At 71.5% G+C, this 14,200-nt stretch carries 14 protein-coding genes; 6 read left to right on the top strand and 8 right to left on the bottom strand.

Annotated elements, in window-relative coordinates; translation table 11 throughout:
* Positions 1-227 precede the first annotated feature (227 nt).
* Positions 228-971 (top strand): hypothetical protein, encoded by a 744-nt coding sequence (locus AC067J_RS09325; protein WP_478297283.1) that lies wholly within the window; start codon positions 228-230, stop codon positions 969-971.
* 138 nt (positions 972-1,109) lie between these two features.
* On the opposite strand, the gene AC067J_RS09330 is transcribed toward AC067J_RS09325, so the two are convergent.
* Positions 1,110-2,366 carry a hypothetical protein gene (locus AC067J_RS09330; protein WP_478297284.1) on the bottom strand — a complete coding sequence of 419 codons (1,257 nt, stop codon included), beginning with the start codon at positions 2,364-2,366 and terminating at the stop codon, positions 1,110-1,112.
* 357 nt (positions 2,367-2,723) lie between these two features.
* Here AC067J_RS09330 and AC067J_RS09335 point away from each other — a divergent pair, with 357 nt between their 5' ends.
* Entirely contained in the window at positions 2,724-3,305 is a 582-nt protein-coding gene (locus tag AC067J_RS09335; RefSeq protein ID WP_478297285.1) for a hypothetical protein, read from the top strand.
* Here the strand turns inward: AC067J_RS09335 and AC067J_RS09340 are convergent.
* The gene (locus AC067J_RS09340) at positions 3,248-4,204 is read right to left on the bottom strand and encodes a LysR family transcriptional regulator (RefSeq protein ID WP_478297286.1); all 957 of its coding nucleotides are present in this window, start codon (positions 4,202-4,204) and stop codon (positions 3,248-3,250) included. The two genes, AC067J_RS09335 and AC067J_RS09340, sit on opposite strands and share 58 nt — an antisense overlap.
* Before the next feature lie 129 nt (positions 4,205-4,333).
* On the opposite strand from AC067J_RS09340, the gene AC067J_RS09345 reads away from it, so the two are divergent.
* Together AC067J_RS09345 and AC067J_RS09350 are read left to right on the top strand one after the other, a co-directional pair.
* A complete protein-coding gene (locus AC067J_RS09345; protein WP_478297287.1) occupies positions 4,334-4,726 on the top strand; it encodes a VOC family protein in 393 nt (130 codons plus the stop codon).
* A 352-nt stretch (positions 4,727-5,078) separates the two neighbouring features.
* Positions 5,079-6,467 (top strand): cytochrome P450, encoded by a 1,389-nt coding sequence (locus AC067J_RS09350; RefSeq protein WP_478297288.1) that lies wholly within the window; start codon positions 5,079-5,081, stop codon positions 6,465-6,467.
* Positions 6,468-6,545: 78 nt separating this feature from the next.
* On the opposite strand, the gene AC067J_RS09355 is transcribed toward AC067J_RS09350, so the two are convergent.
* Positions 6,546-6,725 carry a thiamine biosynthesis protein ThiC gene (locus tag AC067J_RS09355; protein ID WP_478297289.1) on the bottom strand — a complete coding sequence of 60 codons (180 nt, stop codon included), beginning with the start codon at positions 6,723-6,725 and terminating at the stop codon, positions 6,546-6,548.
* Between the two features lie 49 nt (positions 6,726-6,774).
* Here AC067J_RS09355 and AC067J_RS09360 point away from each other — a divergent pair, with 49 nt between their 5' ends.
* Complete coding sequence (locus AC067J_RS09360) at positions 6,775-8,349, top strand: recombinase family protein (RefSeq protein WP_478297290.1); 1,575 nt, start codon at positions 6,775-6,777, stop codon at positions 8,347-8,349.
* Positions 8,350-8,472: 123 nt separating this feature from the next.
* On the opposite strand, the gene AC067J_RS09365 is transcribed toward AC067J_RS09360, so the two are convergent.
* The 5 genes from AC067J_RS09365 to AC067J_RS09385 form a co-directional block, all read right to left on the bottom strand.
* Positions 8,473-9,936 (bottom strand): replication initiator, encoded by a 1,464-nt coding sequence (locus AC067J_RS09365; protein WP_478297291.1) that lies wholly within the window; start codon positions 9,934-9,936, stop codon positions 8,473-8,475.
* Between the two features lie 109 nt (positions 9,937-10,045).
* Positions 10,046-10,861 carry a DUF2637 domain-containing protein gene (locus AC067J_RS09370; protein WP_478297292.1) on the bottom strand — a complete coding sequence of 272 codons (816 nt, stop codon included), beginning with the start codon at positions 10,859-10,861 and terminating at the stop codon, positions 10,046-10,048.
* Between the two features lie 41 nt (positions 10,862-10,902).
* Positions 10,903-12,318 (bottom strand): FtsK/SpoIIIE domain-containing protein, encoded by a 1,416-nt coding sequence (locus tag AC067J_RS09375; protein WP_478297293.1) that lies wholly within the window; start codon positions 12,316-12,318, stop codon positions 10,903-10,905.
* Positions 12,315-12,527: a hypothetical protein gene (locus AC067J_RS09380; protein WP_478297294.1), complete on the bottom strand. Its 213-nt coding sequence runs from the start codon at positions 12,525-12,527 to the stop codon at positions 12,315-12,317. Before AC067J_RS09380 ends, AC067J_RS09375 begins: the two co-directional genes overlap by 4 nt.
* Before the next feature lie 29 nt (positions 12,528-12,556).
* Positions 12,557-12,952 (bottom strand): SCO3933 family regulatory protein, encoded by a 396-nt coding sequence (locus AC067J_RS09385; protein WP_478297295.1) that lies wholly within the window; start codon positions 12,950-12,952, stop codon positions 12,557-12,559.
* Positions 12,953-13,109: 157 nt separating this feature from the next.
* Here AC067J_RS09385 and AC067J_RS09390 point away from each other — a divergent pair, with 157 nt between their 5' ends.
* Positions 13,110-13,829 carry a GntR family transcriptional regulator gene (locus AC067J_RS09390; RefSeq protein ID WP_478297296.1) on the top strand — a complete coding sequence of 240 codons (720 nt, stop codon included), beginning with the start codon at positions 13,110-13,112 and terminating at the stop codon, positions 13,827-13,829.
* The last annotated feature ends 371 nt before the right edge of the window (positions 13,830-14,200 follow it).

Below are 14,200 nucleotides of genomic sequence, written 5' to 3' on the forward strand. Positions count from 1 at the left end.
TCACGGTCCGGCCCACGTCGTTTGACGCAGCGTCAACCGAACGGGTGTTCCCGGCGCCCGGACGGTCGCGCCCGCGCGGCCGGGGCGCGAAATTCCGGAAAGCCACTGTCGATCCGGCCCCACCCGCCCCTACCATCAGGGGCACACCACACCCGGCCGCCCGTGTGGCGGCCCGTCTCCGCGCCCCGCCCCCGCGCATACGCGAGGCGGAGCGAACGGGGTTCTGCATGAACGGGGTCCCCATGAACGACGCCCCGCACCTGCTCGCCGAGGACCGCCCGGACTTCGAGCGCCTCCTCGACGAAGCACTGCGCGACGACACCGTCCTCACCGCCCTGCGCGCGCCCGGCGCGCCCACCTCCGACCAGCTGCGCGCCCGCGCCCTGCACGAGGCCGACACCGCCGCCGCACCGGCGGCCACCGAGTACGAGCACTACCTGCGACTGCGCGAGAACCTGCACGCCGCACCGCCACCGCACGGGCCGCCCGGCCCGGCCGGCGAACCCACCGCGCCCGGACTGCTCGCCCAGCTGAGCTCGGCCGACGGCGGGGCCGGGCTCATCCCGGTGCTCACCGTGCTCACCCCGATCCTCGCCTGGACCGCCGCACTGGTGCTGCTCCTGCTCGGCTACGGCCTGCGCGCCGCCGACCCGGACCTCGCGCTGGGCCGCTCGCTGCTCACCGCGGGCTGGCTGGCGCTCGCCGCCGGGGTGGCCGCGATGGCCGTGGGCATCGTCGGGCTGATCCTCACCGCCCTGCGGGACGGCTCCGCCGCGCCCGTCCCGGCCGGCGCCGACCCGGACCTCGCCGCCGAGCTGGCCGACGCCCGGCTCGACTGGCAGCGCGCGCTGCGCGGGCGGGCGCTGCCCCCGTACCTGGCCGCCGCCGCCCTGGCCGGCGCCTCGGGCGGTGGCGGGCCCGGCGGCGACGGGATCGCCTCGCACGCCCTCACCAGCACGGACGACCGCTGACCGACCGCCTACCGACCGCCTGGACCGCCGACCGGCACCGACCGGCCGGGGCCGACGGCCCGGCGGCGGCTCTCCCGACGGACGCGGCCCGCTCCCGGGAGGACGGACCTCCGGGGAGCGGGCCGGGCCGGTCGCGGGTCAGCTGCTGCGGCGGCGGGCCCGTCGGGTCAGCGCGAGCGCGGCGCCGCCGACCGCCAGCAGCGCGGCCGCGACGGCCACCGGCACGGCGGGGTTCGAGGAACCGGTGTCGGCCAGCTCGGGACCGGCCGCCTTGGTCGCGGACGGCGTGGCGGCGGACGGCTTGGCGGCGGCCTTGCTGGCCGACGGAGCCGCGGCGGACTTCGACGCGGACGGCGTGGCCGCCTTGCCCGGCGTACCGGTCGCGGACGGCGTGACCGCGCCGGCCGCGCCCGGGTCCACGCACTCGGGGGCGCCGTCGACCGGCGTCGTGGTGAGGGCCTGCTCGGTCCAGAGCAGCACCGGACCCGAGCCCGGGTAGTAGCCGAAGTCCAGCTGGCTGTCCTGCGGGTTGACCTTGAAGTTCCTGCCGAGGGTGATCCGGGCGTTGATCACCTGGTTGCCGACCGGGCCGGACGCCCACTTCGTCGTGTCGACGGAACCGCCGACCATGCCGACCGCGCCCAGCGGGACCTTGTGCCAGCTGCCGTCCTTCGGGTCCTGGACGTCCACCTGGGCGTCACAGGCGGCCGGGCCGTCCATCGAGCCGACCCCCTGGCCCGCCCAGAGGTAGAAGGACGGCGGCAGGAAGTGGTAGTCGAAGGCGTTGGCCGTCTTGATCGAGACCTTGAAGGGGTGCGGCTTGCCGTCCGCCGGGACCGGCTTCGGCAGCCCCTCGATCGCGGTGGTCAGACCGGTCACCTTGACCGTCTTCCCGGTCTGCGAGACCCACTCCTTGGCCTGGCCGTCCCGGCCGAGCGTGGGGGCGAGGAAGGCCTGCACCTGGAGATCCGTCCCCGGGCCCCTGTGCTTGGACTGCACCAGCTTGAGGCGGAGCTTGAAGGTCCGCGCCGCGTGCGGCTGGACCTCCACCGCGGCACCGGTCAGGTCGGCGGCCGTCCCCTCCTGGCCGCCGGAGCCGCCGCCCAGGTCCTGCGCCACGAGCTTCACCGGCTGCCAGGTGCCGGACTCGCCGTCCGCGTACTCGGCGACGACCTGGTCCACGGCGAGCTGCTGGGAGCCGATGTAGACGACCAGGTGCTCGGCGGTGGCCGGCTGGTCGGCGTCGTTCTTCACCGTCAGCGTCCCCTCGGACCAGCCGCCGCCCGGCTCGACGGAGGCGAACCCGTCGATCCGCACGCTGTGGGCCGAGTCCCCGGGGGCCGCCTGGGCGGGCACGGCGAGGACGAGCGGGGACGCCACCAGCGCAGCGGCCATGAACGTCTGGCGAATTCTCACATCAACCTCGAAAGTCCGAAATGGCCGCGTATTTCCCGGCGGCTGCGCGGGGATTCCCCCCACCGCGCGGGCGGCAGAATATCTGATCTTCGCATTGGAATGTCAACCAACTATTTCGGTGCCACTATTCGACACAAATCGACAAAGCGGCGCCTCCTCCGGCCTGCCCCGCCCACCGCCCACCGCCCGCCGGAGCCGTCCTCCTCCCCGGCGTCCCGGCCCTCCCCCGGCCGGGGGAGGCGGTTCGCACTCGGTGAGGACGCCCCCGACCGCCTCCCGCTGGAATCGTCGGAATCAGCCGGGCCGACCACCGCCCGCCGAACCGGAGGGGACACCATGAACACCCGCACCATGCTGGAGAAACTGCACGGCCGGACGGCCGACGGTGTCCCGCGCTGGGCCGTGCGGACCGCCTGGGTCACCAGCCTGACCGCACTGCCCGCAGGCCTCTGGCGGATCGCCGCGTTCACATTCGACGCCCCGCTGCTGGAGCCGACCGCCGGGACGGACCCGAACTCCGGAATCCTGTGGTGGTACGTGATCGTACTCAGCGCGGTCAGCGAGGCACTGGCCTTCCTCGCCCTCGGACTGGTCAGCACCTGGGGCGAGCGGTGGCCGCGCTGGATCCCCTTCCTCGGCGGACGCCCCGTCCCCACCCTGGCCGCGGTGATCCCGGCCGGCCTCGGCGCCGCCGTACTGATGGTCCTCCCGTACTCCCTGGCGATGGGCGCCTTCGGCCTGGGACTCACCGGCGAGCCGACCGGCCTCGTCACCCACGGCTACCAGACCGTCGTCTTCTGGGCCTCCTACCTGCCGCTCGGCCTCTGGGGCCCGCTGCTCGCCGTCCTGACCGTGCACTACTACCGGCGCCGCACCGGGGGCTCCGTCCGCCGGCCGTCCACCGTGCTCGCCGCCTGAACACCCGCAGCACCCTCCGCCGCCGCGACCTCCGCCGCCGCCCGGACGAACTCCCGGACCCGGGCCGTGGTGTTGCCCTCCAGCCAGATCGGCCCGCGCTCGATCGGCGGGGCGTCGCGGATCGGCACGTAGGCGATGTCGGGCCGCGGGTAGTACTGCCGGGAGTGCTCCCCGACCGGCAGCACGCCCCGGCCGAGGGCGACCAGGGTGAGCATCTCGGAGAAGGTCCCGCCGGCCGGCCCCTTCGTCACCGGCCGCCCGGACGGGGTGTGGTCGGGCGTGCGGTCCCGCTTGAACGCCGCCGAGGTCACCGCCGGGTACTGCACCACCGGGTGGTCCGCGAGCACCTCCAGCGACACCGACTCCTCGCCCGCCAGCGGATGGCCGGCCGCCACCGCCAGCACCCGGCGCTCCGTCATCAGCACCGGACCGCGAGCCATCCCGTCGAACGGGTAGGAGGCGATCAGGACGTCCACCGAACCGTCCAGCAGGCCGGAGCGGGTGTTCGCCAGCTGGGCCTCGCGGACGTCCACCCGGCAGTCCGGGTGCCGCTCGGTGAACAGCGTCACCGCCTTCAGCAGCACCGGCGCCGTCCCCTCCCCGAGGAAGGCCACCCGCAGCTCCCCGGTGACGCCCCGGTGCGCGTCCACCGCCCGGCGCACCGCCTCGTCCATGCCCGCCACCAGCGGCGCCAGGTCGTCCGCCAGCCGCCGGCCCACCGGGGTGATCCGGACCGTGCGGCTGGTCCGCTCGAACAGCGGACCGCCGACCCTCCGTTCGAGCTGCCGCACCACCTGGCTGACCCGGCCGGTGGTGAGCAGCATCCGCTCGGCGGTCCGGCCGAAGTGCAGCTCCTCGGCGAGTGTCAGGAAGATCTCGACCTCCAGCCGTTCCAGCACAGGCCCCACCCCTCCCCGGCGTTTACCCCGGCTCAACGATCCTTGACCGATCCCGCCTTGATGGCACCGGCCGACCGGCGGATCGTAGAGGACACCACCCGGTGCCGCTTCCCCCCGACAGGAGCCGTCATGACCGCCGTCCGCGTGAAGGCCTTCGACCACCTCGTGCTCAACGTCAGCGACATCGAGCGCTCGCTGGAGTTCTACGGCGGCCTGCTCGGCCTGGAGCCCGTCCGGGTCGACGAGTGGCGGGCCGGCGGGGCCCCCTTCCCCTCGATCCGGATCACCCCCGAGACCATCATCGACCTGACCAGCCGGCCCCGCGGCGAGTCCAACGTCGACCACATCTGCCTGACCGTCGAGCCGCTCGACTGGCAGGAGGTCATCGACTCCGGGACCTTCACCGTCCTGGAGGGCCCCGTCCCCCGCTACGGCGCCCGCGGCACCGCGACCTCCGTCTACGTCCAGGACCCGGACGGCAACACCGTCGAGCTCCGCTGGTACCCGGAGGACGCGGCCTGAGCCGCCCGGCGGCAGGGGGCACCCGAACGGGTCGAGGGCGCGACGGCACGGGGGTCCGACGCGCCCTCGGCCGACCTCCTCAGCCCCCGCCCGCAGCGGTCGGCGCCCGCCCGCACCGCCCGCACCGGCCCCGCCGGCCCTCGGCGCGGGAGCGGGCGCGGGAGCGGGACCGCGGTGCGCGGTGCCGAGCGTGATGCCGAAGGCCTCGGCGGTCCGCCGACCCGGCCGGGCTCCGCATTGACAGCACCTCCTCGGATGGCTGACCGTGAAGCCGGAAGCTGATCGCACGTCAGTTCTCCTGCGGGGCAAGAGTCAGGCCGCTCACGACACCAGCCGCTGCGCGAGGAGTCCGATGATGACGGAATCGTCCGCCCTCCCCACGTCCACGCCCGGGAGCCGACGCGTCCCGGGTGCCCTGCCGCTGCTCGGACACGCGCTGCAACTCCAGCGCCGCCCGCTGGCCTTCCTGAGATCGCTCCCCCGGCACGGCGACCTGGTCGAGATCGGACTCGGGCCGCGCAGGGCCTACGCGGTGTGCCACCCGGATCTGGTGCGGCAGGTGCTCACCGACGCGAGGACCTTCGACAAGGGCGGGCCGATCTACGACAAGCTCCGGCAGCTGCTGGGAAACGGCCTGGGCACCAGCGCCCGTGAGCCGCACCGCCGGCAGCGCCGCATCATCCAGCCCGTCTTCCACACGGAACGGATCCGGCAGTACGTCCCGGCCATTCGCGACGAGGTCGCCGCGGCCACCGCCGGATGGTCGGACGGCCAGGTCGTCGACGTCGCCGAGCACGCCTACGCGATCATCACGAGGATCCTCACCCGGACGATGTTCACCGCCGAAGCGCGCGCCGAAGCAGCAGCCGTGATCGGCCGGGCCCTGCCGGTCTTCCACGAGGGTGTCGGCCGGCGGATGAACTCACCCTTCGCCTTCCTGGAGAAGGTACCGACCCCCGGCAACCGCCGCTACGACGCGGCCAGGGCACAACTCCACTCACTGGTGGACCGGGTGATCGCCGAGCACCGCCGCACCGGCGGCGACCGGAGCGACCTGCTGTCCGTGCTCATGGCCGCCCGGGACGGCCAGGCGGACGGCGGGGCACCGGCGATGACCGACGAGGAGATACACGAGCACGTGATCACCTTCCTGGTCGCCGGGATACCCACCTCCGCCGCCGTGCTGGCCTGGGCCCTGCACTTCCTGGGACAGGACGCCGACCTGGAGGCCCGCCTGCACGGCGAGGTCGACACCGTCCTCGACGGTGCGTCGCCCGCCCCGCCGGACCTGAGCCGGCTCGACCTGACCACCCGTACGCTCACCGAGGTCATGCGGTACTACCCGCCCGGGTGGCTGCTGACCCGGGTCGCCATGCACGACACCGTGCTGGCCGGGCAGCACGTCCCCGAGGGCACCGTGATCGTCTTCAGTCCGTACCTCATCCACCACCGACCGGACCTGCACCCCGACCCGGACCGCTTCGACCCGGACCGCTGGCTCCCGGAACGCCGGCACGCGATGGCACGGGACGCGTTCATCCCGTACGGCATCGGCAGCCGCAAGTGCATCGGCGAGGTCTACGGCATCACCGAGCTCACCCTCGCGCTCTCCGCGATAGCCCGCCGCTGGCGGCTGACCCCGGTGCCGGGCACGGGTGCGCACCTCACCGACCCGAAGCCGACCGCCGTCATCCGGCCGGCACCACTGATGATGCGCCTGCACGAACGCACTCCCGGCTGACCCCGGCCGCGCGGGCCGGAGGGCCGTGCTGGGAAGCCCCCTCCTCCTCCCAGCACGGCACATCGGTGGAGGGCGTCCTCAGTCGGCCAGCGGGAGGTAGACGCGGTTGCCCTGGGCGGCGAACTCCTCGGACTTGGCCTGCATGCCGGCCAGCGCCTCCGCGTCGAACTCCGTCGCCACCGCGGTCGATCCGTCCCCGTGCTCCTCGCGGATCTGGTGGGAGATCTTCATCGAGCAGAGCTTCAACAAAAGCGGCATCGGCTACTCTGCTGGCTGAAGTACTGGCTACAGCTGAGGGGGCCCGCACATGGCTGCACGTGAAGAGCTGATCAAGGCACTCCGGGGGACGCCGCCCGACCTTCCGTCCGTGGAGGAGGTGCGCGCGATGCTCGAAGCCAACCCCGGCATGAAGTGTGTTGTCTGCTACGCGCGCATCTCGTTCGACGGGCGCGTGAAGGACGCCCACGGCGTCGAGGATCAACACCGGAACCTCGGAGAGAAGGCGCGGTCGTTCGGCTGGCTGGTGGTCTACCGCTACACGGACAACGACAAGAGCGCGAGCAAGGAGAACGTCGTCCGCGACGACTTCGAACAGCTCGTCGTAGACCTCCGCGCCGGCCACACCCCCGAGGGCTACCCGATCCACGGCGTGATGGCGGACAACGACGACCGGCTGTACCGGCGGCCCGGAGACTGGGAGCGGTACCTTCGGGCGTTCACCAGCCACGAGGGCCGCGTGTACTGGGACTCCAACGGCGTCCAGGACCTCTACGCCGAGGGCTTCGAGATCAAGGGCCTCGTCGGAGTGGCGATGTCCCTCGCCGAGACGCGGAAGAAGCAGCGGCGCTCACGCAACAGCCACCGCAACCGGGCCATCCGTGGCCAGTCTGTCTCCGCATGGCGTCCGTTCGGCTGGGAGGACGACAAGATCACTCTCCGGCAGAAGGAAGCCGACGCGATCAACAAGGCCGTGAAGGACGTGATCGCCGGAGCGTCCATCTCGGAGATCACGCGGCAGTGGCACGCCGCCGGCTACCTCACCGCGCGGGGAAACCTGTTCCAGTACCAGAGCGTCAAGCAGGTACTCATGAACGCCCGTCTCTGCGGATACCGCGAGATCAAGGGTGAGTTGGTGCGCGATGGCGACGATCAACCGATCGTCGGCGAGTGGGACGCCATCGTCACTCCGAAGGAGTGGTTCGCGGTCGTGGCCGCCATCCGCAAGCGCGGGGGCACAGGCCAGCCAGGGGGCGCGCTCGTGCACAAGTACCTGCTCACCAACATCCTCCGGTGCGGCAACGTCTTGGAGGACGGCACGAAGTGCAACGCGAAGATGAAGGGTGAGAAGGCCAACCAGTGGGTCAAGTACAGCCATGGCTACTTCTGCAAGAAGACCGTTGACGGTGGCTGCAACGGCACCTGGAAGCGCGGGGACGAGACGGACAAGCACATCACGAAGCTCGTCCTGCGGAAGCTCAAGGCCGACGCCGCCGCAGCCGCCACCGAGGTTCCCGACTGGGGGCGGGAGGAAGAGTTGGAGGCCGCACTGGGACGCCGGGCAACTCTGGAACAGCGCTGGCACAACGGCGAGATCGACGACGAGCAGTTCTTCCGAAACCTGCCCGTGCTCGAAAAGAAGATCAAGGAACTGCACGCGGACCAGGCGAAGAACATAGCGGCGAAGGCCGCCGCCCAGGAGGCGACGGCCGACGTCGAGAAGGAATGGGAGTCGAGGACACTGGCGCAGAAGCGGGAGCTGATCAAGAAGGCCCTGCACGCGGTCATCGCGCTGCCGAGCGGCATGGGTAACAAGCCGTTCGACGTGGATCAGCTCATCCCCGTGTGGAAGCAGTCCGGCGGGTCAGCTGTACTCCCAGGATGAGGCCCATTTCCCGGAGCTGGTCGTCCGAGAAGCGCGGGGCCGTGGCCAAGTGCTTCTCGATCCAGCGTTCCACTGCCTCGTCATCGCAGAGGCGGGACGCCGAGCGGCGGTCAGTCATCACGGTCACTTCAAGTCCCCTTCTCGCTTGAGGCGTTGTGTGGCTTGGCGGTTGTGGCGGACGGTTTGCGCGAGGAGTTCTTCGCCGGGGGTGTAGCCGGTGGCGAGGTAGCGCCAGTGGCCGACGACGAGGGTGGTGGTGGGGTCGATGGGCGGGTGGCCGGCGCGGAGGCGGGCTTGTTCGGTGTGCCAGGTGCGGCGGGCACCGCGCAGTGCGCCGAGGGTGGTGGAGTAGCGGCGGGACTTGGTGGAGAAGTGGCCGCGGAAGCCGAGCATGTGGGCCCACTTGGTGAGCTTGAGGTCGGCGAAGTCGGGGACGCGGTGGCCGAGGTCCCAGCAGGTGCGGATCATCTGGCGTACGTGCTGGGCCACGTCGAGGTCGGCGATGGGCTCGGCGAGGCCGGTTCCCGCGCAGGAGGTGCACTCGTCGGTGAGGCCGGTGGGGGTGGGGATGCGTCCGCGTCCCTTGCAGGGCGTGCAGTACAGGGGGCGGTCGATGGTGCCGGTGCCTTCGGCGGACTTGGTGGCGTACTTGGCGACGTATCCGGCCACGGCGGCGTCGGTGAGCGGGGCGGTGCCGTCGGCGGTGTGGTCGGGGCGGGTGATCTCGCGTACGTCGAGCTGAGTGCCCCAGGTGAGGTGGCGTTCGCCGATGGAGTCGCCGCAGGCGGTGATGGAGACCCGGGTGGCGGCGTCGCGGATGGCGGTGGTGAGGAGTTCGGGGGTGGCCCAGGCGGGCGGGGTGTTGGTGGAGCCTTCGGGGCCGTCGAGGCGGACGATGGCGTGGAAGTGGACCAGGCCGCGCTTTTGGAACTCGGCGACCTTGGCGAAGGAGACGCGGCACTGCTCGCGGAGTTCGGCGACGGTGAGTCCGGCGGCGCGGGCGACCTCTCGGCGCAGGTAGGTGGTGAAGCGGGCCCAGAGGGCTCCGGCGTGGGCGTTGAAGAGGACGGCTCCGGCGTAGTCGTAGGTGGTCGGGTCGAGCGGGGTGCCGAGGGCGGGGTGGTCGGCGGAGTGGAGGGTGCCGCAGCGGCAGGGGAAGGGCTTGCCGCTCTTGGTGGTGGGGCGGTTGTGGACGGGGCCGAAGGAGGGGGCGGTGAGGGTGAGGAAGACGCGGGGGTGGGTGCGGACCTGTTCGGGGGTGCCCTTGCCGCCGGAGAGTCCGGCGCGGATGAGCTGGTAGGTGTCGGCGGCGTAGGTGCGCGAGCAGGAGGGGCAGCGGGTTGCGCGTCGGTTGCCGCAGGCGGTGAGGAGCCGGCCGAGGGGTTCGGCGGCGGTGGTGTAGTGCCGCACGGCTTCGCCGGTGGTGGTGTCGAACGTGGTGGTGTGGCCCACGAGTTGGATGGGGCTGGTGCATCCGGCGAGGCGTTCGACGGTGGCTTCGATGCGGTCGAAGTCGTCGCGCTGGGCGAGGTTGAGGAGGTCCCGGACGGACGGAGAGGGGATCTGCCGGGGGTCAAGTTCGGTCATCTGGTCTGTCCTTCCGGGCAGTTGAGGCGATGCGGGAGGCATGGGGGTGCCGTCGCGCCGACCGGGCGGGGTGTTCGCACGGTCGGCGCGAGGCGGGTGGAGCAGGGGATCAGGCGGGGGCGGCCACCAGGTGGGCGTGGGCGGCGTCGGCGAGGTGGGCGGGGACGCCGAGGCGGGCGCGCAGTTCGGGCGCGGTGATCGCATCGCCGGTGGTGGCGTGGTGGGTGTCGGCGATCCGGCGGGCAGCGGCCAGGAGCGGGCCGGGGACATCCGGCAGAACCGGGGACGGCGGGGCTGCGGGGCCGGTCAGGACAGGCGTTGCAGGTGCAGGCGGCGTGGGAAGCGCAGCGGGTTGCGGAAGGCCCGGATGGGGGCGGGGTTCGCCGGTCGCTGGTGGTTGCGGCGGGGGTGGAGCCAGTACGGGGAGGGGTTCGGGGTGGGCGGGTGCGGTCGGGTCGGGGTCGGGGTCAGGGGTGGTGTCCTTCGGGGTGGTGGGGGTGTGGAGGTGGCGCAGGAGGGTGGGGCCGACGGCTCCCCAGCCGAGGAGGAGGGTGGGGGCGACGGTGTCGAGGGCGGCGCGGTCGTAGTGGCCGGCGGCGATGGGTTCGGCGATGTTGAGGGCGAGGGTGAGGAAGCCGCACAGGTGCATCAACCGCCGGGCGGGGGCGAGGTGTTCGGGGTCGGTGCCGCTCAGGGTGAGGTGGTGGAGGGCGACCAGGAGGCCGACGACGGACAGGTCCACCATGGGGGCGATCAGCGGGGCGATCGGCTGCGGGATACCCAGGCGCAGGGCGAGGGCCCAGACGTTGCCGAAGGAGAAGACGAAGGCGAGGGAGGCGATGACCGCCATCACGGCGGTGATGGTGACGCGGGTGAACTTGCCGGGGTCAGCCGGGCCGCTCCCGTGCGCGGTGGTGGCGGTCATCGCCAACTCCCTTGTGTGGTCTGCCGGTTGTGGTCATGGGGTCAGGCGATCGGGTGGAGGTCGTCGCCCTTGAGGAGATCCGGGCGGTTGAGGAGGTCGAGGAGGCGGCCGGGGTCGGCCGTCAGGTGGGCGCAGTCCTGGGCGATGCGGGCGACCTCGGCCGGATCGACGTAGGGGATGCGGATGCGGGTGAAGCCCTCGTGTCCCTGGCGGGCCATGGTGGCCACGCCGACGTATCCGGGGTCCTGCATGATGACGGGGTTGGCGTCGGGCCAGTTGCGGATGTCCTCGCCGAGGGCGGCCACCGCGGATTCGGTGGTCTTCTGGGCGAAGGAGAGGGAGACGGGGCACACGTCGCGGATGAAGGTGGGGATGGCGTCGCCGGTGGGCTTCTGGGTGGCGACGATGACGACGATGCCGACCGAGCGGCCCTTCTTGACCAGGTCTTCGACCAGCCGGGCGTTCTCGGCGGTCAGGGCGGCGTACTTCTTGGTGGTGGGGTCGGAGCCCTTGTAGTCGCGGAAGTAGGTGTGGGCTTCGTCGATGACGAGGACCACCAGCGGCCACTTCTTGGACGGTCCGACCGACCACATGTTCGGCGTGCCGAGCAGGCGCCGGATGTTGGAGGAGCGGGAACGCCGCAGGTCCACCAGGCGCGTGAACAGCTTGTTCGCCGCTTCCAGGTCGTCACCGACGAACGCGAAGAGGCGGTCCACCACGTCCGCGTAGTCGCCTTCGTGGGCTTCGCTGACCTTGCCGTCGGCGACGGCGAACTGCACCGCATCGGAGGGGGCGAGGCGGGAGATCAGCCCGTTGATCAGGCTGGTCTTGCCGAAGCCGGGAAGGCCGGCGACGCAGACCCCGGGCACGTTCGACATCCGCAGCACGGTCGCCAGGGCGTATTCGTCCAGGCCGAGGTCCCAGACCGAGAGGTCGGCGGGGGGCTTGCCGTCGGGGGTGAAGGTGGAGGGGATGAGGAGGGGTTCGTCCCGTACGGCCCGGATCATCAGGCGGCCGGGCTTGCCGGGGTTGACGGAGACGCGGGTGCAGCCCCAGGCGTCAGCGAGGTGATCGGCCTGCTTCTGGAACTCGGCCAGGCCGACCTTGGCCACCGTCTTCACCTCCACCATCACGCCGTACCGGTCCACCTTGGTGGCCAGGGCAGGGGTGAGGACGCGGGGTTCGGGCTTGCCGCCCTTGTCGGTGGCGGTGAGCGACTGGAGGAAGGTGGGCGTGCGGTCGGTGGTGGTCAGGCCGAGGTTCCGGGCCAGGCGCGGCCAGGTCCGGCGGATGCGCCACGCCTGGACGATGCTCCGGCGGGTACCGGGGTCGGCCATCAGATACCGGCCGCAGATCACGAGCAGCCAGGCGAACAGGCCCAGGGTCAACGTACCGGCGACGTAGAGGAGTTGGGGAGAGATCGTCACGGTCCCGATGGAGGGGACGGTGGTGTTCATCGGGTCACATCCGGGGTGTAGAGGAAGCGGAAGAGGGCTTGTTGGAGGCGTACGTGGTCCGAGCCCGAGGTGATCGGCGGATAGCCGTGCTCGGCCAGGACCGCCGCGAGATCGCGCACCAGGCCGAAGGTGAACCGGTCGTCGTCGTCCAGAGCGGGCAGCGGATAGACCGCCGGGGCCGGGGCCGGGCCCGCAGACGAGGAGTCCACGGGCCCGACGATCCGGGCGGGGCGGCTGGTCACGAGACCGAGACGGGCTCGGAGGCCGACGCCTTCGCGGTGGTCTTCGGGGCGGTGGCCGGGACCACCGGGACCATGGAGGCCGCGCGGTAGGCGACGCCGGACTGCACCTGACCGTTGAACAGGTTCGCCCACGGGGTGGCGGTCAGGCCGACCGGGCGCACGATCGCACCGGGCACAAGAGCGGCGTCGAGACCGGTCTCCGGAACGGTGACCTTGATCAGCTGGGCGGTCGCCTCGAACGTCTCCAGCAACTGGACCGTGTAGAGGGACGCGCCGGTCTCCCGGTCGGTGGCGATCTGCCCGGTCGCGGCGTCGGCCAGCTTCGGGACCGGCGGCAGGACCACCGTGAGGGTCACGCCGGTGAGGTCGGGGCGAATGGTGATACGAGCCATGAAGGACTCCAAGGAGGAAGGGGAGGTGCCGGTGAACTCCGACGACCAGAACACTAGCCGAACACCTAGGACACATGCAACACATGGAACAAGCATCTGTACTGATACACCTGTCGGGGGTGTGTCATCTGTACGGGCGGGCGGCTACCCTCGACCTATGACGCTGCCGCTCGAAGACGACCCACGGCCCCCGTATCAGCAGGCCGCGGATGTCCTGCGCAAGGACATCGAGGAGGGTCGCCTGAAGGCCGGCGAGAAACTGCCGAGCGCGCGGGAGTTGCAGGCGCGGTTCGGGCTGGCCAGCGCGACGATCCAGTCCGCCCTGAAAGTCCTCAAGGACGAGCGGCTGATCTACTCGGTGCAGAGCCGGGGCAGCTACGTCCGCAAGAGCCCGGAACAGTTCAGCGACACCCGGCCCTACCCCATCCAGGGATTCCCCGACTGGCAGCCCGAGCCCGCCGACGCCCCCGACCCCTACCGCAACACGCCCTTCGAGGAAGTGGAACGCGCGGTCTACGACACCTTGCAGCCGATGCGCGAGAGCGAACTAGACGACGTCTACGAGCAGTTCATGCGGAAGCTCCGGTCGGGCGCCGAGCCCCGGCACGTGCTGCGCGACCTCGCGGAGGCCGGCTACTACCCTCCCGTCGAGCAGGCCCAGGGGCAGGCGGCCAGCAGCGAAGAGGCGTCCAGCGAGGCGGCCGGGGACGAGCAGGCCGAGGCACCGGCCGGCGGGGAGACCGTCCAGGTTTCCGCCGCCGACCTTTCCACGCTTACCGAGCTGGTCACCGGACTGGCTGTCCAGGTCCAGCAGTTCCAGCAGGAGATGCGAGAGATGCGGGCCCGGGTTGAGCGAGTCGAGCGATCCGCTCGTTGAGGTCGGCCATTTCCTCGCTGAGGTCAGCCAGCTGGCCGCCGACAGTGGCCAGCATTTCGATAAGGCGGCCGATTTCGCCGTGCATCAGTGCTCGTTCTCCCCGTACGTCGTAGCCGATTCGGTCGCCCCACTAAACCCAGCGAAACTCACCGCTTTTCTCCCCAAGCGCCGTCCCAGCCCGTAACAGTCGCGTATCGGCCACCGGTGAGAAGACCGGTGAGTTCCGCGCTGGCCCAGCTCAGGCGAGCCAGGAGCCCCGAGGTGCAGGCCCCGAAGCTCACCGTGGCACTCCGCAGGACCCGAGGGAAGCGAACGGCCGGGCAGATCCCGTCATGCGGGAAAAACGTTTCTGCGCTTCCCGCTGTGCGGGA

This window comes from Kitasatospora sp. NPDC042419 (assembly GCF_056437345.1).

Coding starts and splice junctions, on each gene's coding strand:
- AC067J_RS09325 (WP_478297283.1), top strand. CDS start 228: ATGAACGGGGTCCCCATGAACGACGCCCCGCACCTGCTCGCCGAGGAC.
- AC067J_RS09330 (WP_478297284.1), bottom strand. CDS start 2,366: ATGGCCGCTGCGCTGGTGGCGTCCCCGCTCGTCCTCGCCGTGCCCGCC.
- AC067J_RS09335 (WP_478297285.1), top strand. CDS start 2,724: ATGAACACCCGCACCATGCTGGAGAAACTGCACGGCCGGACGGCCGAC.
- AC067J_RS09345 (WP_478297287.1), top strand. CDS start 4,334: ATGACCGCCGTCCGCGTGAAGGCCTTCGACCACCTCGTGCTCAACGTC.
- AC067J_RS09350 (WP_478297288.1), top strand. CDS start 5,079: ATGATGACGGAATCGTCCGCCCTCCCCACGTCCACGCCCGGGAGCCGA.
- AC067J_RS09355 (WP_478297289.1), bottom strand. CDS start 6,725: ATGCCGCTTTTGTTGAAGCTCTGCTCGATGAAGATCTCCCACCAGATC.
- AC067J_RS09360 (WP_478297290.1), top strand. CDS start 6,775: ATGGCTGCACGTGAAGAGCTGATCAAGGCACTCCGGGGGACGCCGCCC.
- AC067J_RS09365 (WP_478297291.1), bottom strand. CDS start 9,936: ATGACCGAACTTGACCCCCGGCAGATCCCCTCTCCGTCCGTCCGGGAC.
- AC067J_RS09370 (WP_478297292.1), bottom strand. CDS start 10,861: ATGACCGCCACCACCGCGCACGGGAGCGGCCCGGCTGACCCCGGCAAG.
- AC067J_RS09375 (WP_478297293.1), bottom strand. CDS start 12,318: ATGAACACCACCGTCCCCTCCATCGGGACCGTGACGATCTCTCCCCAA.
- AC067J_RS09385 (WP_478297295.1), bottom strand. CDS start 12,952: ATGGCTCGTATCACCATTCGCCCCGACCTCACCGGCGTGACCCTCACG.
- AC067J_RS09390 (WP_478297296.1), top strand. CDS start 13,110: ATGACGCTGCCGCTCGAAGACGACCCACGGCCCCCGTATCAGCAGGCC.